This window comes from Oceanobacillus neutriphilus (assembly GCF_014645515.1).
GTDB classification, from domain to species: domain Bacteria; phylum Bacillota; class Bacilli; order Bacillales; family Amphibacillaceae; genus Oceanobacillus; species Oceanobacillus neutriphilus.
In genome coordinates, this window is sequence record NZ_BMLW01000010.1 from 218,439 (window position 1) to 243,622 (window position 25,184).

At 38.3% G+C, this 25,184-nt stretch carries 22 protein-coding genes and 1 pseudogene; 14 read left to right on the plus strand and 9 right to left on the minus strand.

Features of this window, described 5'->3' with window-relative positions:
• The first annotated feature begins 243 nt into the window (after window positions 1-243).
• On the plus strand, window positions 244-369 hold the full coding sequence (locus IEX29_RS27065; protein ID WP_268239084.1) for a hypothetical protein: 126 nt from the start codon (window positions 244-246) through the stop codon (window positions 367-369).
• Between the two features lie 28 nt (window positions 370-397).
• A pseudogene (locus IEX29_RS27260) lies at window positions 398-545 on the plus strand (peptidoglycan-binding domain-containing protein); the annotation flags it as partial.
• A gap of 68 nt (window positions 546-613) precedes the next feature.
• Here IEX29_RS27260 and IEX29_RS17365 read toward each other — a convergent pair.
• The 4 genes from IEX29_RS17365 to IEX29_RS17380 form a co-directional block, all read right to left on the minus strand.
• On the minus strand, window positions 614-952 hold the full coding sequence (locus tag IEX29_RS17365; protein WP_188735630.1) for a YjgN family protein: 339 nt from the start codon (window positions 950-952) through the stop codon (window positions 614-616).
• A 983-nt stretch (window positions 953-1,935) separates the two neighbouring features.
• On the minus strand, window positions 1,936-2,430 hold the full coding sequence (locus tag IEX29_RS17370; RefSeq protein ID WP_188735632.1) for a hypothetical protein: 495 nt from the start codon (window positions 2,428-2,430) through the stop codon (window positions 1,936-1,938).
• Window positions 2,431-2,566: 136 nt separating this feature from the next.
• Entirely contained in the window at window positions 2,567-3,961 is a 1,395-nt protein-coding gene (locus tag IEX29_RS17375; protein ID WP_188735635.1) for an aspartate kinase, read from the minus strand.
• A gap of 289 nt (window positions 3,962-4,250) precedes the next feature.
• A complete protein-coding gene (locus IEX29_RS17380; RefSeq protein ID WP_188735636.1) occupies window positions 4,251-4,484 on the minus strand; it encodes a DUF2627 domain-containing protein in 234 nt (77 codons plus the stop codon).
• A gap of 201 nt (window positions 4,485-4,685) precedes the next feature.
• Between IEX29_RS17380 and IEX29_RS17385 the strand changes: the two genes are divergently transcribed.
• The 9 genes from IEX29_RS17385 to IEX29_RS17425 all read left to right on the plus strand — a co-directional run bounded on the left by IEX29_RS17385 (window position 4,686) and on the right by IEX29_RS17425 (window position 15,516).
• The gene (locus IEX29_RS17385) at window positions 4,686-6,719 is read left to right on the plus strand and encodes a sigma 54-interacting transcriptional regulator (RefSeq protein ID WP_188735639.1); all 2,034 of its coding nucleotides are present in this window, start codon (window positions 4,686-4,688) and stop codon (window positions 6,717-6,719) included.
• A 135-nt stretch (window positions 6,720-6,854) separates the two neighbouring features.
• Complete coding sequence (locus IEX29_RS17390; RefSeq protein ID WP_188735641.1) at window positions 6,855-7,952, plus strand: Glu/Leu/Phe/Val family dehydrogenase; 1,098 nt, start codon at window positions 6,855-6,857, stop codon at window positions 7,950-7,952.
• A 60-nt stretch (window positions 7,953-8,012) separates the two neighbouring features.
• Window positions 8,013-9,107 (plus strand): butyrate kinase, encoded by a 1,095-nt coding sequence (gene buk, locus IEX29_RS17395; RefSeq protein ID WP_188735642.1) that lies wholly within the window; start codon window positions 8,013-8,015, stop codon window positions 9,105-9,107.
• Complete coding sequence (lpdA, locus tag IEX29_RS17400) at window positions 9,108-10,529, plus strand: dihydrolipoyl dehydrogenase (RefSeq protein ID WP_188735644.1); 1,422 nt, start codon at window positions 9,108-9,110, stop codon at window positions 10,527-10,529.
• 45 nt (window positions 10,530-10,574) lie between these two features.
• Window positions 10,575-11,579, plus strand: a complete 1,005-nt coding sequence (locus IEX29_RS17405) for a thiamine pyrophosphate-dependent dehydrogenase E1 component subunit alpha (RefSeq protein ID WP_373290690.1) — start codon at window positions 10,575-10,577, stop codon at window positions 11,577-11,579.
• A 3-nt stretch (window positions 11,580-11,582) separates the two neighbouring features.
• On the plus strand, window positions 11,583-12,566 hold the full coding sequence (locus tag IEX29_RS17410) for an alpha-ketoacid dehydrogenase subunit beta (protein ID WP_188735649.1): 984 nt from the start codon (window positions 11,583-11,585) through the stop codon (window positions 12,564-12,566).
• A gap of 14 nt (window positions 12,567-12,580) precedes the next feature.
• Window positions 12,581-13,855 (plus strand): dihydrolipoamide acetyltransferase family protein, encoded by a 1,275-nt coding sequence (locus IEX29_RS17415; protein WP_188735651.1) that lies wholly within the window; start codon window positions 12,581-12,583, stop codon window positions 13,853-13,855.
• Window positions 13,856-14,023: 168 nt separating this feature from the next.
• On the plus strand, window positions 14,024-14,455 hold the full coding sequence (locus tag IEX29_RS17420; RefSeq protein ID WP_188735653.1) for a BrxA/BrxB family bacilliredoxin: 432 nt from the start codon (window positions 14,024-14,026) through the stop codon (window positions 14,453-14,455).
• A gap of 77 nt (window positions 14,456-14,532) precedes the next feature.
• A complete protein-coding gene (locus tag IEX29_RS17425) occupies window positions 14,533-15,516 on the plus strand; it encodes an aromatic acid exporter family protein (RefSeq protein ID WP_188735655.1) in 984 nt (327 codons plus the stop codon).
• A 1,194-nt stretch (window positions 15,517-16,710) separates the two neighbouring features.
• Here the strand turns inward: IEX29_RS17425 and IEX29_RS27070 are convergent.
• Window positions 16,711-16,839 carry a hypothetical protein gene (locus IEX29_RS27070; RefSeq protein WP_268239086.1) on the minus strand — a complete coding sequence of 43 codons (129 nt, stop codon included), beginning with the start codon at window positions 16,837-16,839 and terminating at the stop codon, window positions 16,711-16,713.
• Between the two features lie 201 nt (window positions 16,840-17,040).
• Between IEX29_RS27070 and IEX29_RS17430 the strand changes: the two genes are divergently transcribed.
• Together IEX29_RS17430 and IEX29_RS17435 are read left to right on the plus strand one after the other, a co-directional pair.
• Window positions 17,041-18,162, plus strand: a complete 1,122-nt coding sequence (locus tag IEX29_RS17430) for a M20/M25/M40 family metallo-hydrolase (RefSeq protein ID WP_188735657.1) — start codon at window positions 17,041-17,043, stop codon at window positions 18,160-18,162.
• A gap of 101 nt (window positions 18,163-18,263) precedes the next feature.
• A complete protein-coding gene (locus IEX29_RS17435) occupies window positions 18,264-19,517 on the plus strand; it encodes a DNA polymerase IV (RefSeq protein WP_188735659.1) in 1,254 nt (417 codons plus the stop codon).
• A gap of 44 nt (window positions 19,518-19,561) precedes the next feature.
• Here the strand turns inward: IEX29_RS17435 and IEX29_RS17440 are convergent, their stop codons facing one another.
• The 3 genes from IEX29_RS17440 to IEX29_RS17450 all read right to left on the minus strand — a co-directional run bounded on the left by IEX29_RS17440 (window position 19,562) and on the right by IEX29_RS17450 (window position 22,890).
• Window positions 19,562-20,941, minus strand: a complete 1,380-nt coding sequence (locus IEX29_RS17440; RefSeq protein WP_188735661.1) for an aldehyde dehydrogenase — start codon at window positions 20,939-20,941, stop codon at window positions 19,562-19,564.
• Window positions 20,942-21,128: 187 nt separating this feature from the next.
• Window positions 21,129-22,046 (minus strand): ribonuclease Z, encoded by a 918-nt coding sequence (gene rnz, locus IEX29_RS17445; protein WP_188735662.1) that lies wholly within the window; start codon window positions 22,044-22,046, stop codon window positions 21,129-21,131.
• Window positions 22,047-22,146: 100 nt separating this feature from the next.
• Window positions 22,147-22,890, minus strand: coding sequence for a glycerophosphodiester phosphodiesterase (locus IEX29_RS17450; RefSeq protein WP_188735664.1), 744 nt, complete (start codon window positions 22,888-22,890; stop codon window positions 22,147-22,149).
• A gap of 138 nt (window positions 22,891-23,028) precedes the next feature.
• Between IEX29_RS17450 and IEX29_RS17455 the strand changes: the two genes are divergently transcribed.
• Window positions 23,029-23,835, plus strand: a complete 807-nt coding sequence (locus IEX29_RS17455; RefSeq protein ID WP_188735666.1) for an SDR family NAD(P)-dependent oxidoreductase — start codon at window positions 23,029-23,031, stop codon at window positions 23,833-23,835.
• Between the two features lie 104 nt (window positions 23,836-23,939).
• Here IEX29_RS17455 and IEX29_RS17460 read toward each other — a convergent pair whose 3' ends face one another.
• A complete protein-coding gene (locus tag IEX29_RS17460; RefSeq protein WP_188735668.1) occupies window positions 23,940-24,860 on the minus strand; it encodes an aldo/keto reductase in 921 nt (306 codons plus the stop codon).
• Window positions 24,861-25,184 lie beyond the last annotated feature (324 nt).

The following is a 25,184-nucleotide window of genomic DNA, read 5'->3' on the forward strand; positions in this document are numbered from 1 at the left end:
AGTTGATTTATAAAGGTTTACAACCTTTTGGATTTTGGAGCGGGTGATATTTTCTAATGAAATTCTTTGTTTCACCCCTTCAGCATCCCATAAAAATTAAGAATTATTTTTTAGGATACTGCCCATGTACTCTTCGTACTTGTCAGTATCTTTTTTTCTATTTTTTAAGATATGTGAGCATAAACGTCTGCTATAATTTGATAGCTTTCATCGACCCAAATAGAGGAGCAGGGGCACAAAACCATGCAGATTTACAATCAAACGGAAATTCTCGTGCTGATGCATGGGCCACTGGCAAATAGATTACTAATACACCTAAGTCAAGTAATTGGACTGATAAATCCGGTAACTGGGCAGGCGGCACTTTAAAAAATGGCCATAAAGACAGCCGGGTAAACAGCTGCAGGAGTTGCTGGCATCAAATAATTTCTATCCTGAAAAAGGCGCTAAAAAGAATGGCGTTGACGGAGTGTATGGACATAAAAACGGCTGTCGCTGTTAAAAAATATCAGTCAATGCACGGGTTAAAAGCTGACAGTATTTAGGGCTCTGCTCCACATAAATCTTTACAAGAATAAAAATAAGCCCTTCACAATGTGAGGGGCTGCATAAATCAATTAATAAATTTAGTATTGCTGACTTTCCAATTCTCTAATTTTATAAATACCCAAAATCCGTAGATACCTAAGGTAATAACTGTTAATAGCCACCATTTAATCCAATGTCCAAACAATCCCAAGGCCGTTCCGGTAAAATGCATTCTCTTTCCATCTACTACAGTGTGGTTTATTTTCCATCCATACACCATTGTGATGGACCAAGGGTAGCAAAAACCTAATGTACAAACAGTAACTAGCCAACCAAGTATACGCCAGCCTATGTACTGAGCCAAGCCTCCATCAAAAAAGCTAATTTTACCTTTCCTTGTTTCTAACATTTCCGCCTGCTCCATAAATTCACTCCTTAAATATGTATAGGAAAATTATACCATCATAAGCCATAAAAAAATAGCCCTTATCTGGTGGCTATTATACATATATTAAATTTTTTTTTGTAAACTTAATTATAATTAAATAACCAAAAACATTGACAATCATGCTGAATACTAGAAAAGAATAAACTCCTAAGGCTATTGGGAAAAATATACCCAAAACAAGTACAATTAAAAATCCGACCACAACATTTTTGGAGTAAAAAAATCCTAAATATCCAACTCTCAAAGTAAAAAAAATAGTTAAAATATGTAATAATATCATAATATTTCGCTCTCCTTTTTAAGTAATCCATCGTGTGATAAGTTTAAATTGAATGCACCTACTCTATTCACACGGTGTTTGAGTACTCTTTTTGAACCTCTTAAAATGGAACGACCAAAAGATATCCAAACAAATGGAAAAAAAGATTATGAGAATAGTTGTGACTATAAATATATGATCTAACAAATCAGTGACGTAGAGAACAAATAATAATGCGAATGCCACTACATAAGCTATTCGATACCTCTTAAATTGTTTCGTAAATTTTAAAGCGTTCCTCTGTGCCGAGCAATCAAGTCATCATATATGATTTTAAATTCTGCAATCAAAAGGATTCATCCTTATTTCTTATTGTCACTCATACAATTTTATTGGTATATATTCATAGCCAACCCAACATCTTTCTCATTTCATGTTGAATCAATCATATGACCCATACAACAAACGTTATTTTAACATAAAATTAAATAGTTTAATTAAAAAATTCCCAAATAAATACAATATTATTAAAAGAAAATACAAAAATTTAGAAAATTACTTAATAGATTACAAATAGTCTAAAACAGCAGTAATTATTCTTAATAACAATATAAGATTATTTAATACCGGGACTTCAAGTTGACTATCAAGTCGATAACAAATATGAGATGAATTTTATCTGAAAATGCATTTTCATGGATTACCGCTGATTTCGACGATAAAGAATAAAACCGGTTCCAACTAAAACAGGTGTAGCTATAGAGATAGCAATAATTAAACGATGTGCCGTTTGATCAGAGAAGTGAGAGGAAATAAAAATGGATTCTAATCCTCCGTCTTGACATTGTATGCGGTCAAAATGTGAATAATCGCCATCATTTGTAAAAAGATGCGTTACCTTTGTATCAGAAAAGGCGGCTTCTGTACTCTTAGAGTTCAAAGGTACTTCTTCACTATCTTTTTCTGTAACACAGCGCACTTCATTGAGATTAGTTGTGACCGGGTATGCCCAAATTTCTGTAGCCTTACGATGATCTGCAGGCGAGAAAGTCTCATTTGTGGCTATTTCGCTTGAAGTTAATTCTCCCGGGAAAGTCGCTTTTTGATAAATAACCCATATAGCCAGTGGACCGACAATGATAAAAAGCATGCAAGATATTGCAAATAGCGAAATAACTTTTTTGGCATTTTTCATAAATAAAACACCTCTCTGTGGGAAGTTAGCTATTATACGTTTGAAAACGGCATTATGTTTCATAAATAGGTTGTTCCAGTATATAAAAAACCCCGCTCTAAACAGACAGTCTGTTTAGAGCGGGGCTTAAAAAATATTAATGTCCTTTAGCGGATATAGAAGGGAATTCTAAATTGGATTCATCCGCAGTAAAGAATTCTTTATACAATGATTGAATCGCTCTTTCCAAATCAACTGCATGAACACCAAACATCATCGATACTTCAGAAGAGCCTTGGTTAATCATATCGATGTTAATGCCAGCTTTGGCAAAGGAGGCAGTAGCTTTAGCAGCCACACCGACTGTATTTACTAATCCTTCTCCAACAACCATAATCACGGCTAAATCACGATGAATACTTACGGTATCTACATGTAATTCATTACGGATCCTGTCGATAACAACCTGTTCTTTATCCGGAGTAAACCGGTGATCTCTAAAAATAACAGACATATCATCAATTCCAGAAGGAGCATGCTCAAAGGAAATTCCTTCATCCTCAAAAATGTTCAGAAGCTTTCTTCCAAAACCGACTTCACGGTTCATTAAAAATTTACTTACATATAAACTGCAGAAGCCGACATCACTTGCAATACCGACGACACATTGGTCAGTAGCATCTCTTTCAGAAACAATCATGGTTCCGGGCGCATCCGGATTGTTTGTGTTTTTAATACAAACAGGGATCTGCTCTTTAAAAGCAGGGATAAGTGCTTCATCATGAAAAACAGAAAAACCTGCATAAGAAAGCTCCCGCATTTCCTTATAGGTTAATACGGTAATATCCTTTGGATTTTCCACGAAATTCGGGTTTACCGCAAAAACAGAATCTACATCAGTGAAATTTTCATACAGGCTTGCTTTCGTTCCAGCAGCAAGAATAGCTCCTGTAATATCTGACCCGCCCCGTGAGAAGGTAACTAAATCATTTTCTTTAGAATAACCAAAGAATCCCGGAACGACGGAAACACCGTCACGCTCACGGAGCTGATAAATAATAGAAAAGCTTTCAGGCAAAAGCTGTGCCTGCCCCGGCTCATTACTTACAAAAATTCCTGCTTCTTTCGGGTTAACATAGCTTGCATTTAAGCCCAAACGTTGTAAATAAGCACTTACTATTTTAGCGGAGCTGTCTTCTCCGATAGACTTTAAAGCATCAAGCTGCCCTAAAGGCGAAGTATCAAATTGCAGATATTTTTCGATTGTTTGCTGGATATCTTCTAAAATATCATTACCCAGCTCTAAATCATTTATAATTTCTTCGAATCTATCCATAATTTTTTGTAAATGCAGCTGATAATCTTGATTATTTTGTTTCGCATAGCAAAGGTCTATTAGTAAATCCGTCATTTTCACATCATCAGAGAAGCGTTTTCCTGGCGCAGATACAACAATAACCTTTCGGGAGGGATCTGACTTGATTATGTTCGCTACCTTTTTAATTTGTGTTGCATTTGCTACAGAACTTCCTCCAAATTTTGCTACTTTCATTTAATGATCCCCCATTTCAAAATTTCCTCCATAAATTACTATAATAATATGAAGATATAATACGCGGTATTTTTTATTTTTATTAATATAACATATTTTCTGTTAAATTAAAGAGGAAAACGAAAAAAAGAAAGAAAAAGAGTGAAAACAACGCTTTCATTCTCTTTAATTAATTTCATATTTACAATTTCAGTAAATATGGAATAAAAAACAAGGTTTAAAAAGTGCTTTTACAGATGATTTGCCGTAATAAAATAAAAAATTCTGTCTCTATATAGAGCAGAATTTTTCAGCTTTGCGTTTTCCTTTCCTGGTTACGTTTCTTTCTATCCCTATAAATGATAAAACCGCCGAGAAAAACCAGCCCGGCTGCAAATAAAATCAGACCAACAATAAATTGAATACTTCCGTAGATAAAAATAGGGTAGAACTCATTAAAAAGTGTGTCACGCATTAATTTAATGCCAAAAGCTGCAATCAGCCCGGGGATAAACAGGATGATTAGAGCGAGGTTTCTTTGCATAAAACTCGAACTCCTTTATATATACTTCCAATGACTTTTTCTGCTGAGCATTTTTAAACCAATATGTATTTTCACTATATTTTTAGCGTCGATATAAGTATATCAAAATAAGTCGAAAAATAGAAATAGAATTCGTTTGCTAAATTATGCACGGTATCGTATGATAAAAGTGTGCAAATAAATTCAAGGTGGATGAAAAGTATGAAGCAAATTCTGATAGTCGGCGCCGGAAAAGGTGGTACAGCATTATTTCGCCTATTTAAAGAAACAAAACGAATGAAAATTTGTGCAATTGTTGACAAGGATCCGAATGCTCCTGCCATGAAGTTAGCTGAAGAGATGAATATTCATACAAGTACAGAATGGAAAGAGTGGATCCACCATAATATTGATATTGTTGTAAATGTAACAGGCGAGGAAGATGTATTTGAAAAAATGATTGAGCTCTTTCCAAGAAAAACGATCATTATTCCCGGATCTGTAGCAAATATTATTTATGAATTAATTCATGAAAAGACTACTTTAACAAATGAAGTAAAGGTGCAGGCAAACCGCCTGGAATTAATTTTAAATCATATGAATGACGGTATGATTGTTGTTAATAAAGACGAGCAGGTCCAGCTGCTAAATCGTAGGGCTGAGCAAATTCTCGGCAAAAAGGAAAGAGATTACAAAGGGAAGCATATAAAAGAATTGTTGAAAACCAGCCGCCTGTCACATGTTTTAAGGAGTCAGAGAAAGGAATTAAACCAGAAGACCATTTTAGATAATGGGAAGAAAGTAATTGCATCACGTATACCCATTATTAATAAAACTGGAGATCTGGTAGGGGCATTTGCTGTTTTCAAGGATATTACAGAGGTAGTTCAATTAGCCGAAGAGAATACAGACCTAAACGAAATAAAAACAATGCTGGAGGCAATTATTAAATCTTCTGATGAGGCGATTAGTGTCGTTGATGAGAATGGAAATGGCTTAATTATTAATCCTGCTTATACACGTTTAACCGGATTAACAGAGGAAGAAGTGATTGGTAAACCGGCGACAGTGGATATATCAGAAGGAGACAGTGTACATCTGAAGGTTTTAAAAACCCGTCGTGCTGTCCGCGGAGTACATATGAAGGTTGGTCCTGCAAGGAAAGATGTCATTGTAAATGTTGCGCCGGTTATTGTTCAAGGGAAAATGAAAGGCAGTGTCGGTGTACTTCATGACGTCAGTGAATTACAATCTGTGACAAAAGAGTTAAAAAGAGCCAGACAGATTATCCGTAATTTGGAAGCAAGGTATACGTTTGATGATATTATCGGTCATTCACCCGAAATGAAACTTGCATTAGAACAGGCAAAAGTAGGCGCAAAGACACCGGCAATCGTTCTTTTAAGAGGGGAAACAGGTACAGGTAAAGAGCTGTTTGCTCATGCTATACATCATGAAAGTGATCGGAAATACAATAAATTTCTCCGCGTTAATTGTTCAGCACTGTCTGAATCAATGCTTGAGAAGGAACTGTTTGGTTCAGCAGATGAGAAATTAGCGAATAGGAAAGGTTTGTTTGAGCAAGCAAATAATGGGAGTATCTTTCTCGATGAGATTGGTAATCTTTCCTTAGCAATTCAGGAAAAATTACTGCATGTGCTAAAAGAGAACAAGGTCGTTCCTGTTGGAGCAACAAAGCCTGTTCCTGTTGACGTCCGTGTTATTGCCGGGACGAATATTAATTTAGAGAAGGCGGTTATGAATAAGCATTTCCGGGAGGACCTTTATTATCAAATTAATAAACTGCCGATATCCATTCCATCATTAAAAGAACGGAAAGAGGATATCCCTATGCTGGTCGAACATATTATTTATCAGCTTAATGAAGAATATGGGAAAAATGTTCAAGGGATATCCGATGAAGCTCTGGATAAGCTGATGCAATATCATTGGCCGGGAAATATTAGAGAAATGGCCAATGTTATAAGTCATTCTATGATATTTATTGGTAATACAGAGGAACAGATTGAGGCATCTCATTTACCGGAATTGCAAACAAAACAAAGTACGTTTTCAGAAGGCAATGTGCAAACAGAGGAACCGCTAAAATTACAAGAAGCACTGGACCGTTACGAAAAAATGTATTTGCAGGAAGTTTATCAGCAATGTAATAAAAATAAGACAAAAACAGCAAAAGTCTTACAAATATCAGTTCGCAATCTGTACTATAAACTTGAAAAATATCAGATTGAGTAATGTGTTCTGCAATATTTTGCAGGGTAATATAAATAGTGGATGAAAGAAATCATCCAACTAAGAGCATATTTAAAATTTTATAGATAAATATAAGTTAGATAATAATTTATCGTGATTTATTCAGGAGGGGTAAAAATGGAAATCTTTAATTACTTGGAAAAATATGATTATGAACAACTGCTTTTTTGTCAGGATAAACAATCAGGACTGAAAGCTATTATCGCAATTCATGATACAACATTAGGGCCGGCACTGGGAGGAACCAGAATGTGGACTTATGCTTCAGAAGAAGAAGCAATTGAGGACGCCCTGCGGCTGGCAAAAGGAATGACATATAAAAATGCTGCTGCCGGTTTAGATCTTGGCGGTGGAAAAACAGTTATTATAGGAGATCCTAAGAAGGATAAGAATCCGGAAATGTTCCGTGCATTCGGCCGTTATATTCAAAGCTTAAGCGGCAGATATATTACTGCTGAAGATGTAGGAACAAATGAATCAGACATGGACCAAATTGCGCTGGAAACAGAATATGTTACAGGAGTGACTTCTTACAGCGGAGCAGCAGGAAATCCTTCACCGGTTACAGCACTTGGAATATACCAAGGAATGAAAGCAACAGCTAAGGAGGCTTTCGGAACAGAATCCTTAGAAGGTAAAGTGATTGCTGTTCAAGGAGTCGGAAATGTTGCCTACAGCTTATGTAAATTATTGCATGAAGAAGGAGCCGAGTTAATAATAACTGATATTAATAAGGATGCAGTTAAGCGTGCACAGAATGATTTTAATGCCAAAGCAGTAAATCCAGATGATATTTATGATGTGGAATGTGATATCTATGCGCCATGTGCACTCGGTGCGACCATTAATGATAATACAATTCCAAGATTAAAAGCCAAAGTAGTTGCAGGATCGGCTAATAATCAGCTGAAAAGTCCAGAGCATGGTGATATTCTGCATCAAAAAGGAATCTTATATGCACCGGATTATGTGATTAATGCCGGAGGAGTAATAAATGTTGCTGATGAATTAATTGGTTACAACCGTGAGCGTGCATTACATAATGTACAGCGCATATACAAAAATCTGGAACAGGTATTTGCGATTTCGAACCGTGATCAAATACCAACATATATCGCAGCTGACCGTCTTGCGGAAGAAAGAATTCAAGCAAAGAAGAATTCCCGCAGCCAGTTTATTATAAATGAACGGAATATTTTAGATCATAGAAAATAGAATTGTACCTCTTCATTTATGAGATACAAATATGAAAAAGAAAATAATGGAGGTTGTATTGTGAGTCAGAGTGGACGTGTTTTAGTTATCTACCCCGACATGTATATCACCACAATTGGTGTATTTGAAGGAAATCATCATTTATATCAGCAGACGATTATTCATAATGAAGATGAGTTAAATCATTTTGACCAGCTTATCGACCAGGTTGTTTACAGAAAGCAGGCCATTTTTGAACAGCTTGATTTGGATGGAATGAATACATCGCGTTTTATAAGTGTATGCGGCCGGGGTGGAATATTACGTCCAATCAGGGGTGGAACTTACCAGGTAAATGATGCGATGCTCTATGATTTAAAAACAAATGCCTATGGAGAGCATGTATCTAACCTGGGAGCAATCCTTGCTTATGATATTGCTGAGAATTTAAATATAAAAGCGTATATTGTTGATCCGCCAGTAGTGGATGAAATGCAGAAAATAGCTAAATATACAGGCATTCCGGAAATAGAGAGGGCCAGTATCTTTCATTCTCTTAATCATCGGCATGCCGGCAGAATTGCTGCAAAACAAATTGGGGCTGCATACAATTCTTTAAAACTTATCTCTATTCATATTGCGAGAGGAATTACCATTGCTGCACACCGCGCGGGAAAAATTATAGATGTAACGAATGGCGTTGATGGAGAAGGTCCTTTTACGATAGACCGCTCCGGAAGTATTCCTTTAAAGGGCTTCCTGACCTATATATCTGAACAATATTCTAGTGTAGAGGATTTTGATTGGAATCAGTTACAGCAAGCTGGAGGATTAAAGGCTTATTTGCACACAGAAGATCCTTCTATAATCCGTTCCAGGCTGCTGCAGGGAGATCGGCATACCAAAGAGATAATCGAAGCACAGGCATACCAGATCGCCAAAGAAATTGGGGCAATGAGTACAGTTTTGCAAGGAGAGGTTGACGGAATTGTTTTTACCGGAAAGATTAGTGAGAATGATTTTGTCATTGATGCGATTATTCCAAGAATAAACTGGATTGCTGATGTAATGGTGTTTCCGGGGAAAAATGATTTAGAGGCAATGAATGAAGGGGTTTTAGAAGTTTTAAATAATCCCGGGGAAGTAAAGATATACGTAGCAGAGGAGGCTAATTAGATGGCTGCAGAGTACGATTTAGTCATTTTAGGCGGCGGAACAGGCGGTTATGTTGCTGCAATCCGTGCGAGTCAGTTAAAAATGAAAGTAGCAATCGTTGAAAAAGCTGAATTAGGAGGAACGTGTTTACATAGAGGCTGTATTCCTTCTAAAGCATTGCTCCGCAGTGCAGAAGTTTACCAGCAAACCAGAAAAGCAGATGAATTTGGTGTTGAGGTGAATGAACCGGTCTTAAACTTTATCAAGGTACAGCAAAGAAAAAAAGCAATCGTTGACCAATTGCACAAAGGCGTCCAGGGGCTAATGAAAAAAGGAAAAATAGATGTCTATCAGGGATTTGGCCGTATCTTAGGACCGAGTATCTTTTCACCAATGCCTGGTACTATCTCCGTTGAGTATGAAAACGGCGACGAAAACGATATGCTAATTCCTAAAAATGTTTTAATCGCAACTGGTTCTGAGCCAAATAACTTACCTGGTCTGGATTTTGACGGTGAGCTTGTCATTAGCTCCAATGAAGCGCTGGAAATGGAGGAACTTCCAAAATCCATGCTCATCGTAGGCGGCGGAGTGATCGGGATTGAATGGGCATCCATGCTGAATGATTTCGGGGTAGATGTAACTGTGCTGGAGTATCAAAAGCAGATTCTGCCGACAGAGGATAGAGATGTCGCAAAAGAGATGGAAAAGCAATTGAAAAAAAGAGGCGTGAAAATTGTAACGGGTGCTAATGTTCAGGCAGATACATTAGTGAAAAACGGCAATATCTCCGTTGAGGCAATGATTGGTGATAAAACCGAACGCTTTGAGGCTGAAAAAATGCTTGTATCTGTCGGAAGAAAAGCAAATATCGAAAATATCGGGATTGAGAACACCGATATCCAAATTTCGAATCATGTTATCGATACAAATGAATTTTACCAGACAAAGGAATCACATATTTATGCGATTGGCGATGTCATCGGCGGGATGCAGCTTGCTCATGTAGCTTCTCATGAAGGTATTATTGCTGTCGAGCATATCGCAGATGAAAAGCCGCAAAAAATAGATTATAATACAGTATCAAGCTGTATATATGCAAACCCGGAAGCGGCAAGAGTCGGTCTGACAGAAAAGCAGGCAAAAGAAGAAGGCTATGAGCTTGCCGTCGGAAAATTTCCTTTTAAAGCAGTTGGAAAAGCACTGGTTTATGGTGAAACAGACGGCTTTGTAAAAATAATTACAGATAAAAAAACAGAGGATTTATTAGGAGTTCATATGATTGGTCCGCATGTAACAGATATGATATCTGAAGCCGGATTGGCAAAAGTATTGGACGCAACTGCATGGGAAATCAGCCAGACAATTCACCCGCATCCATCCTTATCAGAGGTTATCGGTGAAGCAGCTCTGGCAGTTGACGGAAAACAGGTTCATGGATAAATGAATACCATTTAATGCTGTGAAATGGCTGAAGGAGGGAAATATATGAAACAAACATCTTGGGAAAATGTTAGTAACGAGATGGCTGTCGAAATGTTTGAAATGATGCTGTTAGCAAGAAAGATAGATGAAAGAATGTGGCTGTTAAACCGTTCAGGGAAAATACCATTTGTGGTTTCCTGTCAAGGGCAGGAAGCAGCACAGGTCGGAGCAGCTTTTGCATTGGACCGGTCTGTTGATTATACAGCTCCGTATTATAGAGATTTAGGGGTTGTTTTAGCTTTTGGAATGACAGCAAAAGATTTAATGTTATTTGCATTCGCAAAAGCAGAAGATCCAAATTCAGCGGGCCGTCAAATGCCGGGTCACTTTGGTCAAAAGAAAAATCGCATTCTGACCGGTTCTTCTCCGGTAACAACGCAAGTCCCTCATGCGGTTGGTGTAGCATTAGCATGCAAAATGGATAAAAAAGATATTGCGACTTTTGTTACTCTGGGAGAGGGTTCTTCCAATCAAGGTGATTTTCATGAAGGCTTAAACTTTGCCGGAGTCCATAAGCTTCCAGTTATCACAATGGTTGAAAATAATAAATATGCTATTTCTGTACCTTACGACCGCCAAGTAGCAAGTGAGACGGTTTCCCAAAGGGCATCGTCTTATGGTATGCCGGGAGTTACTGTGGACGGAAATGATCCTATTGCTGTTTATCAGGCGGTCAGAGAAGCAAGAGAAAGAGCTGTCAACGGGGAAGGTCCAACGTTGATTGAGGCATTAACCTACCGCTTCACAGCACATTCCAGTGACGATGATGACCGTGTTTATCGGGAACAGGATGAAGTAAAGAAAGCGAAAGAGAAGGATTCCATTATTACATTTGCTGAAAAATTAAAAGAAAAAAATATTATAGATGAGGTAAAAGAAAAAGAAATTCATGAGCGCCTGAATGAAATCGTGAATGAAGCAACAGATTATGCAGAAAAAGCTCCATATGCAGCTCCAGAGGATACATTGAAGTATGTTTATGAGGAATTGGACGAAGGAGGGGAATAATCAATGCCTGTTATGTCTTATATACAAGCAATTACAGCAGCTCTGGAAGAAGAGATGCAAAAAGATGAGAATGTATTTATTCTTGGTGAGGATGTAGGTAAAAAAGGCGGCGTGTTTAAAGCAACCCATGGACTTTATGATACTTTTGGGGAAGACCGTGTATTAGATACACCACTGGCAGAATCTGCTATTGCCGGGGTTGCTATTGGTGCAGCGATGTACGGGAAACGGCCGGTTGCAGAGATGCAATTTGCTGATTTTATCATGCCGGCAGTAAACCAAATAGTTTCCGAAGCTGCAAAAATCCGCTACCGCTCCAATAATGATTGGAATTGTCCTATTACGATCCGGGCTCCATATGGAGGCGGCGTACATGGCGCTTTGTATCACTCTCAATCTATAGAAGCATTGTTTGCAAATCAACCGGGATTAAAGATTGTTATGCCCTCAAGTCCGTATGATGTAAAAGGATTGTTGAAGGCTTCTATACGTGATAATGATCCCGTCTTATTTTTAGAACATAAGCGTGCTTACCGTTTATTGAAGGAAGAGGTACCTGAGGATGATTATGTCCTTCCGATTGGTAAAGCAGATGTAAAAAGAGAAGGCGACGATATTACTGTCATTACTTATGGTCTATGTGTTCATTTTGCGTTACAGGCTGCCGAAAGATTAGCAGCAGACGGAATAGAAGCACATATCCTTGATTTACGTACGGTATATCCGCTGGATCAGGAGGCTATTATAAAAGCAGCAAGCAAAACCGGAAAGGTGCTCCTTGTTACGGAAGACAATAAAGAAGGCAGCGTAATAAGTGAAGTAGCTGCCATTATTTCAGAGAATTGCTTATTTGATTTAGATGCTCCAATCCAGCGTCTGGCCGGTCCTGATGTGCCGGCAATGCCTTATGCACCGACAATGGAAAAATATTTTATGTTAAACCCGGATAAAGTTGAAAAAGCAATGCGCGACCTTGCGGAATATTAATTGGAGGTAGAACTATGAGTGTTGAAAAAATGACAATGCCTCAGCTTGGTGAGAGTGTAACAGAAGGAACGGTCAGTACTTGGCTTATTTCTGTTGGGGACCAGGTGAATAAATACGACCCTATTGCTGAAGTAATGACGGATAAAGTAAATGCAGAAGTCCCCTCTTCCTATACAGGGACAATCACAGAGCTTGTGGTAGAAGAAGGAGAAACAGTGGAGATCGGGGCCCTGATCTGTTATATAGAAACAGATCAGGCTGCTGTTTCAGGAGATTCGGAAGCATCTGGTGAAAAAGATTCAAATACGGAAGATGGTACAGCTAAGAAAGAAGCTGCCGATAAAGACAGTTCAATGAAAAAAAGATATTCCCCTGCTGTATTACGTTTATCTCAGGAGCATAATATCGACCTGGATAAAATTGAAGGAACAGGCAAAGGTGGAAGAATTACCAGAAAAGATGTCGAGAAGCGTATTGAAAATGGAGGAACACCTCAAGAACAGGCAAAGTCTTCTGAAGAGAAGAAAGCAGAAACAGCTCCAGCAAAAGAAGGACCGTCTGCACCAAAAGAAAGCATACAAACCTCGGCAGGAGATATTGAAATTCCTGTGAAGGGTGTCCGGAAAGTGATTGCTGAAAATATGGCCCGTTCGAAGCAAGAAATTCCCCATGCCTGGATGCAGGTAGAGGCAGATGTTACGAACTTAATGAAATACCGTAATCGTGTAAAGGAATCATTTAAAAATCAGGAAGGCTTCTCTTTAACTCCTTTTGCATTTTTTGTAAAGGCCGTTGCACAGGGCTTAAAGGAATATCCTGAATTAAACAGCATGTGGGCTGGAGATAAGATTATTCAGAAAAAGGATATTCATTTATCCATTGCAGTAGCCAAGGATAAAGAATTGTTTGTTCCTGTGATTAAACATGCAGATGAAAAGACAATAAAGGCAATTGCCCGAGATATTACAACACTGGCAGCAAAAGCCCGCCAAGGTAAACTATCTCCAGAGGATATGCAGGGCGGCACATTCACTGTCAATAACACAGGCTCCTTTGGGTCCGTTTCGTCGATGGGAGTTATTAATTCTCCACAGGCGGCAATTTTACAGGTGGAATCGATTGTAAAACGTCCTGTTATTATTGATGATATGTTTGCAGCCAGAGACATGGTGAATTTATCACTTTCCTTGGATCATCGTATTTTAGACGGACTGGTATGTGGAAGATTTTTAGCCCGTGTAAAAGAAATTCTTGAAGGTATGAATGAATCTTCCATCACCCTTTATTAATAGTGCATGTTCAAAAAGTCCGGTAAATAAACCCGCAGTTCGTATAGTGTCCTGTCATTTTTATTGGACTTTTTGAACATTCTCTAATAGAGTGGAAGCCGATAGATTGAATTTTTAATGACTAGCTGATAAGCTATAAATATATTTTAAGCAAAAGGGTGGAGTTCAATGGATTTTGATTTATTTATGCAGGATGTAGTTAAAGTTGCCAGAACAGATATAACGGAAGCAGGCTATGAAGAAGCGCGTACAGCAGAAGAAGTGGATGAAGCGCTGTCCCGTGAAGGTACAACCCTTGTTATGGTTAATTCTACCTGCGGATGTGCAGGCGGAGTAGCTCGTCCGGCGGCAGGAAATGCGATTCATTATGATAAGCGTCCGGATCATTTAGTGACAGTATTCGCTGGTCAGGATCAGGAAGCAACAGCACAGGCAAGAACTTATTTTGAAGGATTTGCACCGTCTTCACCAAGTTTCGCATTGCTTAAGGATGGAAATATCCTTGCAATGGTAGAACGAAATCAAATTGAAGGACATAGTGCAATGGATGTTTCTGCTAAACTTCAAAATCTGTTTGATCAATATTGTGAAGAAGTGTAAGGAATTATAGATAGGCTGCCAAATGGCAGCCTTCTTTGCTTTACTTATGTGAAAATACCTCAGGAGGTACATAAAGGGTGAAAATTGGATACCGCACCTTAAAAACTGCTATCGGGACTCCAGTTGCCATATCGCTGGCACAATGGGTCGGTCTTTCGAATTTTATTTCAGCAGGGATTCTAACAATTTTATGTATACAGCCATCAAGAAAGTCTTCCTTTTTAAGTGCCTGGCAACGGTTTGTTGCGTGTGCAGCAGCCGTTGTTTTTTCATGTGTCATTTTTGAATTAATTGGCTATCATGCAATTTCTATATGTATATTGCTTCTATTATTTATTCCTGCAACGGTGGCGTTGAAGGCAACTCCTGGTATTGCCTCCAGTTCCGTTGTCATGCTGAACCTGTATGGATCTGGACAGGTGACGCTTTCTTTGATTGGAGAGCAGTTCGTTCTTATTACTATCGGACTCGGAACTGGACTGTTGCTGAATCTTTATATGCCGAGCTTAGAAAATAAATTAAAGAAGCTGCAATTTCGATTAGAAAGTAATTTCAGCCGTATTTTATATGAATATTCTCTATATATTCGAGATGAAAATGAAATGTGGCAAGGAAAAGAAATTGCGATTACAGAAGACATACTTGTTGAAGCAAAACGATTAGTCATTCGGGATAGAGAAAATCACCTGCTGCGGAATGAACATACTTATTATAATTATTTTAAAATGAGAGAAAGACAATTTGAACTTTTAAAGAAAATGCTACCTTTAGTAACGCATTTGCCAAAAACAGATGCCATTGCAATTAAAGTTGCGGATTTCTTTGAGCGTTTATCAAAATCCGTCCATCCAGGAAATACAGCTATTACCTTTTTAGAGGAATTAAAGGAACTAAAAAGAGAATTTCATGCTGAGGATTTACCGGAGACAAGGGAAGAGTTTGAAACAAGAGCATATTTATTTCAATTATTGAATGAAATAGAGGAATACTTGATTATTAAGAATAAATTTAAGAAAAGTGATGTATCTCATTGGAAGAAAAGAAAAATTAAAATCAATTAAAAATTTTCTTATCTATTGTTATTTAACTTTCGCACTTTAAAAAGAAACTTTCTATCTACAGGAACATGGGTTAATCATTTCTTCTATATATCTGTTGCTAAAGATAGAAGGTAAAGTGTAAAGGCGACCGCTACGGCGGACCGTTTTGCTTTCCTAGGGGCACGCTCTTCAGCTAACTTTTGCCAAGAAGAGCACTTGGCAAAAGTGGATCTTCAGATGGTGCTAATCCCTGTCCAGCTACAAGCGTCAAAAACTAGACAACTTCCCGACAGCGCCCTACGATAAAGAAGACTTAGCGACTGGCAAGCCGTCAGGCGCAGACAGAGCTAAAGTCGCGCTTATGCCCCGCGGGTGAAAGTCATCATCCGTTCGTAAACTCACGGTGATTCCTTTATCTCAGTTGCTTCGGTCCAGCTGTTACGTTTTTAAACGACGCTTTCCGCTTTCCTTTCAGGAGTCAAAACGGTCCGCCTCCGCTAGCAGGATATTCTATACAGTTGAAATAACTGAACAAATAAAAGGCAGATCAGACAGAAGAAATTTTTGTGTTGCATGGTAAACGTGCTCAGCAATCCTTGTTTTTGGTGTATGAAAGCTATTCTCGATATGAATTATTCATGCTGTCATGATTTGAACTGCTAAAAAACCATTTGAAACACCAGCATTTTTATTTAGGCTAAAAACGATGATTTCATCTAACTTCATCATGATATTATTTCTTCCATATGCTGTAGAATCCTATTAGAGCGCAGGCCAACCACGTAGACTCCTATGGGAACAGGGCGAGCTGAAGATCCACTTGAAAAGCGGGTTTCTTTTCAAGTTAGCTGAAGCCGTCCCCATGGCAGACTAAGGTCGCAACGTCCTGGGGTTGCGATTACTCACCCCATTGAAAAGAGTTGTTGCAACGTCTGCACTAGTACGTCCTGGGACTGCGATTACTCGTCCCACCGGAAACATTTGTACGTCGGAAAGCGGAGTGGTTGGCCGGAGCGGAAGCTATACACAATAACCTGTTCAAAAAATAAAAAGATGAGTTAACTAAAAGCAAGCATGTTAACAGAGACCATGTACATCTTGGAACAGCAAGATTTATATGTTTATTGTTAGGTGCGAAAGTTGAGTTACATATGAAACGGATTATAAAAAAATCTGTACAGAAATTAGTGGAGTAAATTTCTGTACAGACTTTTTTTAGACAAATGCTGCTAACCCAGCTGTAATTGCTGAAATAACCATAAGAGCGACCATGAAATATACGATAATTTTATTGCGTCGTGCCCGTTTAGACTGTTTTTTCTGCACGGATTGTTTTGCTGCCATGAAAAATCCTCCTTCATCCTCCGATATCATCTATCGTTATTCTAACGCGAATTTGTTGATCAGACAAGTTAATAATATAAACTTTTCCAGAAACGTTCTTTATCATTTTATCTATTCTGCATTAGAAGACTGGCAATTTAAGGCTTTCTACTGTAAAAAAATTAAAAAATATAGTAGCCTATTGGATAGGAGGTTACAAATATGAGTGTGAATGAACAAAGAATAGTTAATGAATTTTTAGAACTTATTCAAGTGGACTCTGAAACAGGGTTCGAAAGAGAGATAGCATCGATTTTAACAAAAAAATTTGAAGCTTTAGGTGTCCAGGTGGAAGAAGATAATTCAAAAGAGCAGACTGGCCATGGAGCAGGTAATTTAATTTGTACATTACTGGCAACCAAAGAGACTGCTGACGCAATTTATTTTACTTCTCATATGGACACTGTTGTTCCAGGCAAGAGAATCCGCCCAATTATTAAAGATGGCATTATATCTTCTGAGGGGGATACAATCCTCGGAGCAGATGATAAAGCAGGCTTAGCAGCCATGTTTGAGCTGATTAGAGTGCTTCAGGAAAACAATATCCCCCATGGACAGATTCAATTTATTATTACAGTAGGTGAGGAATCCGGTTTAGTCGGCGCAAAAGCATTAGATTCTTCTAAGCTGGATGCACGTTACGGGTATGCGCTGGATAGTAATGGCGATGTTGGCGATATTGTCGTTGCTGCACCAACCCAGGCAAAAATTCACGCAACCATTACGGGAAAAACTGCCCATGCCGGATTGGAGCCCGAAAAAGGAGTTTCTGCTATTACGATTGCTTCCAAAGCAATTTCTAAAATGCCGTTAGGCCGGATTGATAAGGATACAACAGCAAACATTGGCCGGTTTGAAGGCGGCAAGCAGACAAATATTGTAGTTGATCATGTAGAAATCTTAGCAGAAGCACGTTCGTTAGTGTCTGAGAAGATGGAAGAGCAGGTCGGTAAAATGAAAACAGCTTTCGAAGAGGCAGCAGAAGAGCTTGGCGGATCAGCAGATGTGAACGTTGTTGTCGCATATCCCGGCTACCATTTTGAAGAGGGCTCTCAAGTCGTAGAGGTAGCCCGTGAAGCTGCACGTGCGATCGGCAGAGAAAGTAAATTAGAGCAGAGCGGAGGCGGCAGTGATGCTAACGTTATCGCAGGATATGGCATCCCTACTGTAAACTTAGCTGTCGGCTACGAGGGAATTCATACTACGAATGAACGAATCAAAACGGAAGATCTTGTAAAGGTAACAGAATTTATTGTGGAGATTGTTAGAGTCGCAGCAAAATAAGATAAAAGCATCAATTCCTGGAGCGGTTTTCTGCGGAAACAGGGAGGAGAACGCATTCCATGATGGAGTGTGTTCTCTTTTTATAGAATAGAGGTGATAACATGGCTTATTCTGCAAATTCAAAGGGACGTGTAATCTTTCATATTGATATGAACTGTTTCTACGCATCTGTGGAAATGGCGCATAACCCGAAATTAAAGGGAAAGCCGATTGCCATAGCAGGTAATCCGGAAGAACGCAAAGGTATTATTGTAACAAGCAGCTATGAGGCAAGAGCGAAAGGTGTTAAAACAACTATGCCGGTTTGGCAGGCAAAAAAACTATGCCCTGATTTATTATTGATGCGACCTAATTTTGACAGATACCGGGAAGCATCCCGCGCTATTTTTAAGATGCTTTCTGAAATTACACCCTTAGTCCAGCCGGTTTCAATTGATGAAGGGTATCTGGATATTACAGATACAAAAGAACTGGGTACTCCCGTAGAAATTGCTGAATATCTTCAACAGAGGATTTTAAGAGAGCTGGATATTCCATGCAGTCTCGGCATTGCACCGAATAAATTTTTGGCGAAAATGGCATCAGATATGAAGAAGCCTTTAGGAATAACGATTCTGCGCAAGCGTGAATTAGCATCGAAACTATGGCCGCTGCCAATTGAAGAGATGCACGGAATCGGAGCAAAAACGGCTGAAAAATTAAAGAAAGTATCGATTCATACAATTGGTGATCTGGCTGCACATGATGTTTATTCTTTAAAGCAATTATTAGGCGTAAATGGAGAAAGATTAAAGAATCTTGCCAATGGGGTAGATTACCGGCCAGTTGATCCGGAAGCAGTGCATGATTTTAAAAGTATCGGCAGCTCACAAACCTTGGCGCATGATTCAACAGATTGGGATGAGCTGCATCAGCTGCTGGACCACCTCGTTGAAAATGTGGCTAAAAGGGTAAAAAGAAAGAGTGCGACAGGGAAAAGCGTCCAGCTGATGATTCGTTTTCATAACCATCAAACCATTACACGCAGCAAGACATTACAAAAATATATTGATGAGAAAAAGGATATCCTTTTTGTAGCGAAAGAATTATTAAAAAAACATTGGAACGAAGAGCCTGTCCGGCTGTTAGGTGTTTCCCTGCAAAATTTAGAGGAGAAACGGCAAGTAGGGGAGCAGTTGGACTTGTTTACCTACCGCGATAATGTTAAGAAAGAAAAACTGTATGAAACAATGGAAGAACTGGCAGATAAATATGGCAAGAATGTATTTCTATCTCTGAATAGTGAAAAGGATAAAGAACAGCAGCCGCGAACAAGCTTTCAAAAGGATTTTTTAGATGATTATAAAAAGCCTTGATTTTACAGCTACATTAATAGATGTAAAATCAAGGCTTTTATTTATTATGACAGGAATTTCTTTAAAATATTCGACGAAACTGTGCCGCCTGTGTAACGGAACGGAAAATCGAATTTCGTGGTCTGTTTTAACACACTTTTCTGATGTGAAAAAGTATCAAAGCTGGCTTTTCCATGATAACTTCCCATACCGCTTTGTCCAACACCGCCAAATGGAAGATATGGATTTGCCAAATGGAAGAATGTATCATTGATAGCGCCGCCGCCAAATGAAACGTATTCCATTACTTGGGACTGCATTCTTGGGTTTTCACCAAAATAATATAGAGCCAATGGTTTTTCCTTCGATTTAATCAGTGAAAGAGCATCCTCAATATTTTCAAATTGCAGCACTGGCAGAATTGGTCCAAATATCTCCTCCTGCATAATTGGATCTTCCCAATCAATCTTATCAAGAATGGTAGGTTCAATGATAAGCTTCTCCTGATTATATTCTCCGCCGTGTACAATATGATCCTCATTCAGGAACGCAACTAAACGTTTAAAATGATCTTCATTTATAATCTTAGAAAAATTTTCACCCTGGCTTAAATTCTTACCAAATATAGATTTAATCTGTTTTTTCATTGCTTTCAGCAGTTTGAACTTAACGGACTCCTGTACTAATAAATAGTCTGGAGCAACACAGGTTTGTCCGGCATTTGTGTATTTTCCCCAAACAATCCGTTTAGCAGCAATTTGGATATTGGCATCTTCATCGACAATGGCAGGGCTTTTTCCGCCGAGCTCTAATGTGACTGGTGTCAAATGTTCGCTTGCAGCACGCATAACGATTTTTCCAACAGCACTTCCTCCAGTGAAGAAAATATGATCAAACCGCTGTTTTAACAGCTCAGTTGTTTCTTCAACAGCACCCTGAATAACGGAGAAATAGGATGGATCAAAATTCTCTTCTATCATTCTGGCAAGAAGATCAGAGGTATGTGGAGCATGCTCAGAAGGCTTCAATACTACTGAGTTGCCGGCTGCGAGTGCTCCAATAATCGGCACCAGGGATAATTGCAAAGGATAGTTCCATGGCGATATAACCAGTACAACACCGAGCGGTTCCTTCATAATAAAGCTTTTAGAGCCTTTATGGGTTAATGGAGAGGCAACTTTTTCAGGCTGCATCCAGTAACGGAGATTTTTGATAGTAAAATCTAACTCTGTATGAATAATTCCAATCTCGGTAGTGATAATTTCATGATCGGGTTTATTTAAATCTTTTTTTAGTACATCATATATTTCAGTTTCATAGTCTTTAAGTATTTTTTTTATTTTTTCTAATTGATGTTTACGAAATGTATAATCAACCGTATTTCCTTGCTCAACATATTTCCGGTGATCGTCAACGATTTGTTGATAGTTTTCTTGTAAGGTCATCAAATCTGTCTCTCCCTTTCTTCCTTTAAGAGGATGTTCAAAAAGTCTAATAAAAATGACACTTCGTGAAAGGACTTTTTATGAAGCATGCTTACGTACTTAAGTGCATACGATGTGCTGCTCAGGAGCTTACGCTGCCTCGAACTTCCCGGTCCTTTTATCAGTCTTTTTCAACACACACTTCAAACTATAATTGAAACACACTAAAGTCGCTCGCAACAGAAGTATTTGAAAACATCTCTCTTGCTTCTTCAAGAAACGCATCCATTTCAGAAAATTGATATCTTGAAGATATATGTGTCAAAATTAATTGTTTACAGCTGGCGTCAGCTGCTAATTTTGCAGCTTGTATATTTGTTGAATGAAAATAGTTGCTTGCGAGTGTTTCTTTATCTGCAGCAAAGGTTGCTTCATGAATTAACAGATCACTGTTTTTAACAAATTCTTCATGGGCCGTCTGATAGGTTGTATCACCAAGAATAGAAATAATCCTGCCTTTTTTAGGACGGCCGATAAAATCTTTTTGATGAATAACACTGTCATCTTCAAGAGTGACAGTAGGGTTTTCTTTTATCTCCCCGTAAATCGGACCGGGACGAACACCTTTTTCTTTTAATTTTTCAACAAGCAGCTCGCCCGGTTTATCCTTTTCAACAATACGAAAACCAAAGCTTGGTATGCCATGTGCAAGTTTTTTTGCATATACTTTGATTGCTTCAGTTTCAAATAATAATCCTTCATTTATTTCAATGATTGTAAGAGGATAAGTTAAATGGGTATGACTCAATTTTAAAGTATATTCAATAAAGTCCTTTATTCCCTCAGGGCCATAGACAGTCATCGGTCTATCTGTACCAGCCTGAAAAGAGCGGCTGCTTAAAAATCCCGGCAATCCATAAATATGGTCTCCATGCATATGGGTAAGAAAAATTTTATTAATTTTTCCTGGTTTAATTTTTGTATGAAGCAGCTGATGCTGTGTTGCTTCTCCACAATCAAACAGCCAAACTTCATTTAGTTCCTGCAGCATACTCAGCACAATTGCTGTTACATTCCTTTCCTTAGAAGGAAGTCCGGCTCCAGTGCCTAAGAAAGTAATTTCCATGTTTCCATCTCACTTTATATATAATAGTATAATTAAAGATTTTACCCAAATACGCATCAATCATCAATGTAAAAGGCTAAAAATTGATGATTGTCCCTTTTTAAATCAAAAAACTGCGATATAATTTTTTCCGTGCAGCAAATGCTTTGTCAGGAACATCAGTAAATACGCTGTCTACTTTGTATGCAAAGCACCGGTTTAAAAGATGGGATGAATTGACTGTATAAACCCGTACTGGTATCTCGCTTTTTAAAGCCTCATTTACAAGACGCTGCCGCATGAGAGTGTGCTTTATATGAATAGCTGTTGCTCCAATTGATAGAGCATATGCTAATAAATCCCTTCTGATTCGCTTTGTCAACCAGCCAATATTTGAAATCTCTTTAAAGTTTGCCAGGCGCGTTATGCTTGCGTCAGAGAATGTAGAGAAGTAGGTTCTATCTGACATCTGATATTGTTCGATTAGCTGATATGTAATTTCCTCCAGGTTCTTATATTCAATTTTATTATTTTTCAATTCTAAATGAAGCATTAACGGTGTATTTTTTATCCAGGCAAGAAATTCCTCTAAAGATAAAATTCTTGTTCCTGTAAATTTAGGATGAAAGGATTTCCCCATATCCAGTTGTTTTAATTGCTCCAGTGTATATTGATTAACCCAGCCTTTTTCTCCAAAAATCCGTTTCAAGCTTTCGTCATGGAAAAGGACAGGGATATTGTCCTTGGTTAATTGTACATCTGTTTCAATTCCATCTGCTTTCATTTCGTATGCAAGCTTAAATGCAGGGAAACTGTTTTCAGGGGCATATCGGCTTGCTCCCCGGTGTGCGATAATGGATGTCATGGTCTCACCCCCAACTTCATTGTGTTAGATTTTTGTTTATAAGTCAATGTTTAAACAGGTGTACGGGGTAATTGATTCGTTGTACAATAGGTATAGTATGTCCACTTAAATAATTATATGTAGTAAGGGTCGATAATTATGAAAATAGGAAGAAATCATGCCGTAAATGAGAAAAAAATTATTATTACCGGCGCATCTAAAGGGATAGGAAGAGAGATTGCCAAGGAAATCGCTGCTCATGGCGGTATACCTATCCTGATAGCAAGGTCAAATGAATTACTGGAAGAATTAGCTGGTGAAATAGAGGGAAATAATGGTTTTTGTAAGGTTTATCCGATTGAAAAATTTTCACGGGAAGCGATTGATAAGCAGATTAATGAAATAATGGAAACAGAGAAACGCATTCATGGATTAATTAATAATGCAGGATTTGGAGTATTTGAGAAGGTAGAAGAAATAGATATGAAAGAGCTAGAGGAAATGTTTCAGGTGAACGTTTTAGCAGGCATCCAATATGCGAAAGCATTTCTGCCGCATTTTCTGCAGTTTAAAGGGAGATCACATATTATAAATATTGTCTCACAGGCAGCAAAATTGCCAACACCCAAAGCTGCAGGCTATGTCGCTTCCAAACATGCCATGCTGGGCTTTACGAATGTACTCAGACAAGAAACCAGAGAAAGCAGTCTGACGGTTACTTCTGTAAATCTCGGTCCTGTGAAGACAAACTTTTTTGAGTTGGCGGATAAGGATGGCACTTATCAGCAGAATGTTGAAAAATATATGCTGCAGCCCGAAAAAGTTGCATCTAAAGTAGTTCATTCTTTATTTACTAATAGAAGAGAAATTAATATGCCATGGTGGATGGAAGCTGGAAGTATATTGTACCGCTTATTCCCGGGATTAATGGAAAAAGCCTTAAAATCTCAATTTGATAAAAAATAATCACGTGTTTATGGCCAGCTTCAGAAGGGCAAGGATGCCTTTCTGAAGCTGGCCGGTTATTTTTAATGCCTCAAGGTCTCAGAATAACTGGAATATTATTAATTCTAGCGGTGCTGCTCATATTGAGTAGCTTTTGCCAGCTGTTGCAGGATAGGATATGCAGCGTCGGTGATTTCATTAATAGATTGATGGATAGCAATATTTTGTTCTAATTGCTCTAATGAGCTTGCTCCAAATACTGTTGATGTAACAGCAGGATGATTGGCAACGTAGTACATTGCTAATTGTTGGAGCGAGCTGTCAGGTAATGCCTGTTCAAGTTCATAGTAAAGTGATTTTAATTCATTGTAAGAATAATCAAGATATCCATCTTTTCCTTTTTTATCGAGTACTTCATCCGCTTTATTGCTCAGCAGCCCCTTCGCAAGCGGACCACGGGCAACGATACTGATTTGATTTTCCTCTGCAATTGGCAAAATTGCTTCTTCCGGCCGCCTGTCCAAGAGACTGAATTGTGTCATTAAAACATCGATAGAAGATCGGATTGCGTATTCACGGACGACATTCGGACGAATAGAGGAAATTCCATATGTGCGGATTAAACCATCTTTCTTTAGTTCTTCAAAAGCTTCAATGGTTTCGTTGACAGGATCATCTAACGTACCGCCATGCAGCATATACACATCGATATAGTCTGTATTTAATCTTTGTAAGCTGTTACGGACTGCTTCGTGGATATATTTTTTCGATGGATCCCAGAACCAGTCATCCTTTCCTTCCTGGAAATGATTTCCGACTTTTGTTGTAACAATTACATCAGATCTGCGGTGTTTAATTGCTTCACCAACAATTTTTTCATTTTCACCAAAATTATAAAGGTCTGCCGTATCCAGATGATTAATCCCTTTATCTAAAGCATAATCAATCATTTTTTTACCTTGCTCAGCATTCGTTCCCAGGGACATACAGCCAAGCGTTAAATCAGAGATTTCAATGTTGCTTGTACCAAGCTGCCGTTTCTTCATGTTATTCCTCCTCTATGGATTACGTATGCCTATATTGTAGAGGCAGTTGGAAAAGAATACAATTAATATACATATTGAAAAAATGCCTATATTTGTTTGTATTAACACAATTCTTCAACTTTTGCAGCTAAAAAATAACTTGCTTATCATAGTGATAGGTGTTGATCATTCCATCTATCTCTTAACAAAGCATATAGAAAGAAGGTAACGTGTAAGGCCACCGCTGAACTGCACCCTGTCAAGTAGACAGTAAAAAAACAAAAATCTATGCAACAGTCTGATACCGGTATTCTAACGGTGTCAGGCTATTTAAGTTCTCCTGGT

What these genes read in the sequence shown, in the direction of transcription:
- IEX29_RS27070 (WP_268239086.1), bottom strand. Translation starts at nt 16,839, where the DNA reads ATGGCAGCAAAACAATCCGTGCAGAAAAAACAGTCTAAACGGGCACGA.
- IEX29_RS17380 (WP_188735636.1), bottom strand. Translation starts at nt 4,484, where the DNA reads ATGCAAAGAAACCTCGCTCTAATCATCCTGTTTATCCCCGGGCTGATT.
- IEX29_RS17365 (WP_188735630.1), bottom strand. Translation starts at nt 952, where the DNA reads ATGGAGCAGGCGGAAATGTTAGAAACAAGGAAAGGTAAAATTAGCTTT.
- IEX29_RS17415 (WP_188735651.1), top strand. Translation starts at nt 12,581, where the DNA reads ATGAGTGTTGAAAAAATGACAATGCCTCAGCTTGGTGAGAGTGTAACA.
- IEX29_RS17405 (WP_373290690.1), top strand. Translation starts at nt 10,575, where the DNA reads ATGAAACAAACATCTTGGGAAAATGTTAGTAACGAGATGGCTGTCGAA.
- IEX29_RS17385 (WP_188735639.1), top strand. Translation starts at nt 4,686, where the DNA reads ATGAAGCAAATTCTGATAGTCGGCGCCGGAAAAGGTGGTACAGCATTA.
- IEX29_RS17390 (WP_188735641.1), top strand. Translation starts at nt 6,855, where the DNA reads ATGGAAATCTTTAATTACTTGGAAAAATATGATTATGAACAACTGCTT.
- IEX29_RS17410 (WP_188735649.1), top strand. Translation starts at nt 11,583, where the DNA reads ATGCCTGTTATGTCTTATATACAAGCAATTACAGCAGCTCTGGAAGAA.
- IEX29_RS17430 (WP_188735657.1), top strand. Translation starts at nt 17,041, where the DNA reads ATGAGTGTGAATGAACAAAGAATAGTTAATGAATTTTTAGAACTTATT.
- IEX29_RS17435 (WP_188735659.1), top strand. Translation starts at nt 18,264, where the DNA reads ATGGCTTATTCTGCAAATTCAAAGGGACGTGTAATCTTTCATATTGAT.
- rnz (WP_188735662.1), bottom strand. Translation starts at nt 22,046, where the DNA reads ATGGAAATTACTTTCTTAGGCACTGGAGCCGGACTTCCTTCTAAGGAA.
- IEX29_RS17440 (WP_188735661.1), bottom strand. Translation starts at nt 20,941, where the DNA reads ATGACCTTACAAGAAAACTATCAACAAATCGTTGACGATCACCGGAAA.
- lpdA (WP_188735644.1), top strand. Translation starts at nt 9,108, where the DNA reads ATGGCTGCAGAGTACGATTTAGTCATTTTAGGCGGCGGAACAGGCGGT.
- IEX29_RS17370 (WP_188735632.1), bottom strand. Translation starts at nt 2,430, where the DNA reads ATGAAAAATGCCAAAAAAGTTATTTCGCTATTTGCAATATCTTGCATG.
- IEX29_RS17375 (WP_188735635.1), bottom strand. Translation starts at nt 3,961, where the DNA reads ATGAAAGTAGCAAAATTTGGAGGAAGTTCTGTAGCAAATGCAACACAA.
- IEX29_RS17450 (WP_188735664.1), bottom strand. Translation starts at nt 22,890, where the DNA reads ATGACATCCATTATCGCACACCGGGGAGCAAGCCGATATGCCCCTGAA.
- IEX29_RS17420 (WP_188735653.1), top strand. Translation starts at nt 14,024, where the DNA reads ATGGATTTTGATTTATTTATGCAGGATGTAGTTAAAGTTGCCAGAACA.
- IEX29_RS17460 (WP_188735668.1), bottom strand. Translation starts at nt 24,860, where the DNA reads ATGAAGAAACGGCAGCTTGGTACAAGCAACATTGAAATCTCTGATTTA.
- IEX29_RS17455 (WP_188735666.1), top strand. Translation starts at nt 23,029, where the DNA reads ATGAAAATAGGAAGAAATCATGCCGTAAATGAGAAAAAAATTATTATT.
- IEX29_RS27065 (WP_268239084.1), top strand. Translation starts at nt 244, where the DNA reads ATGCAGATTTACAATCAAACGGAAATTCTCGTGCTGATGCATGGGCCA.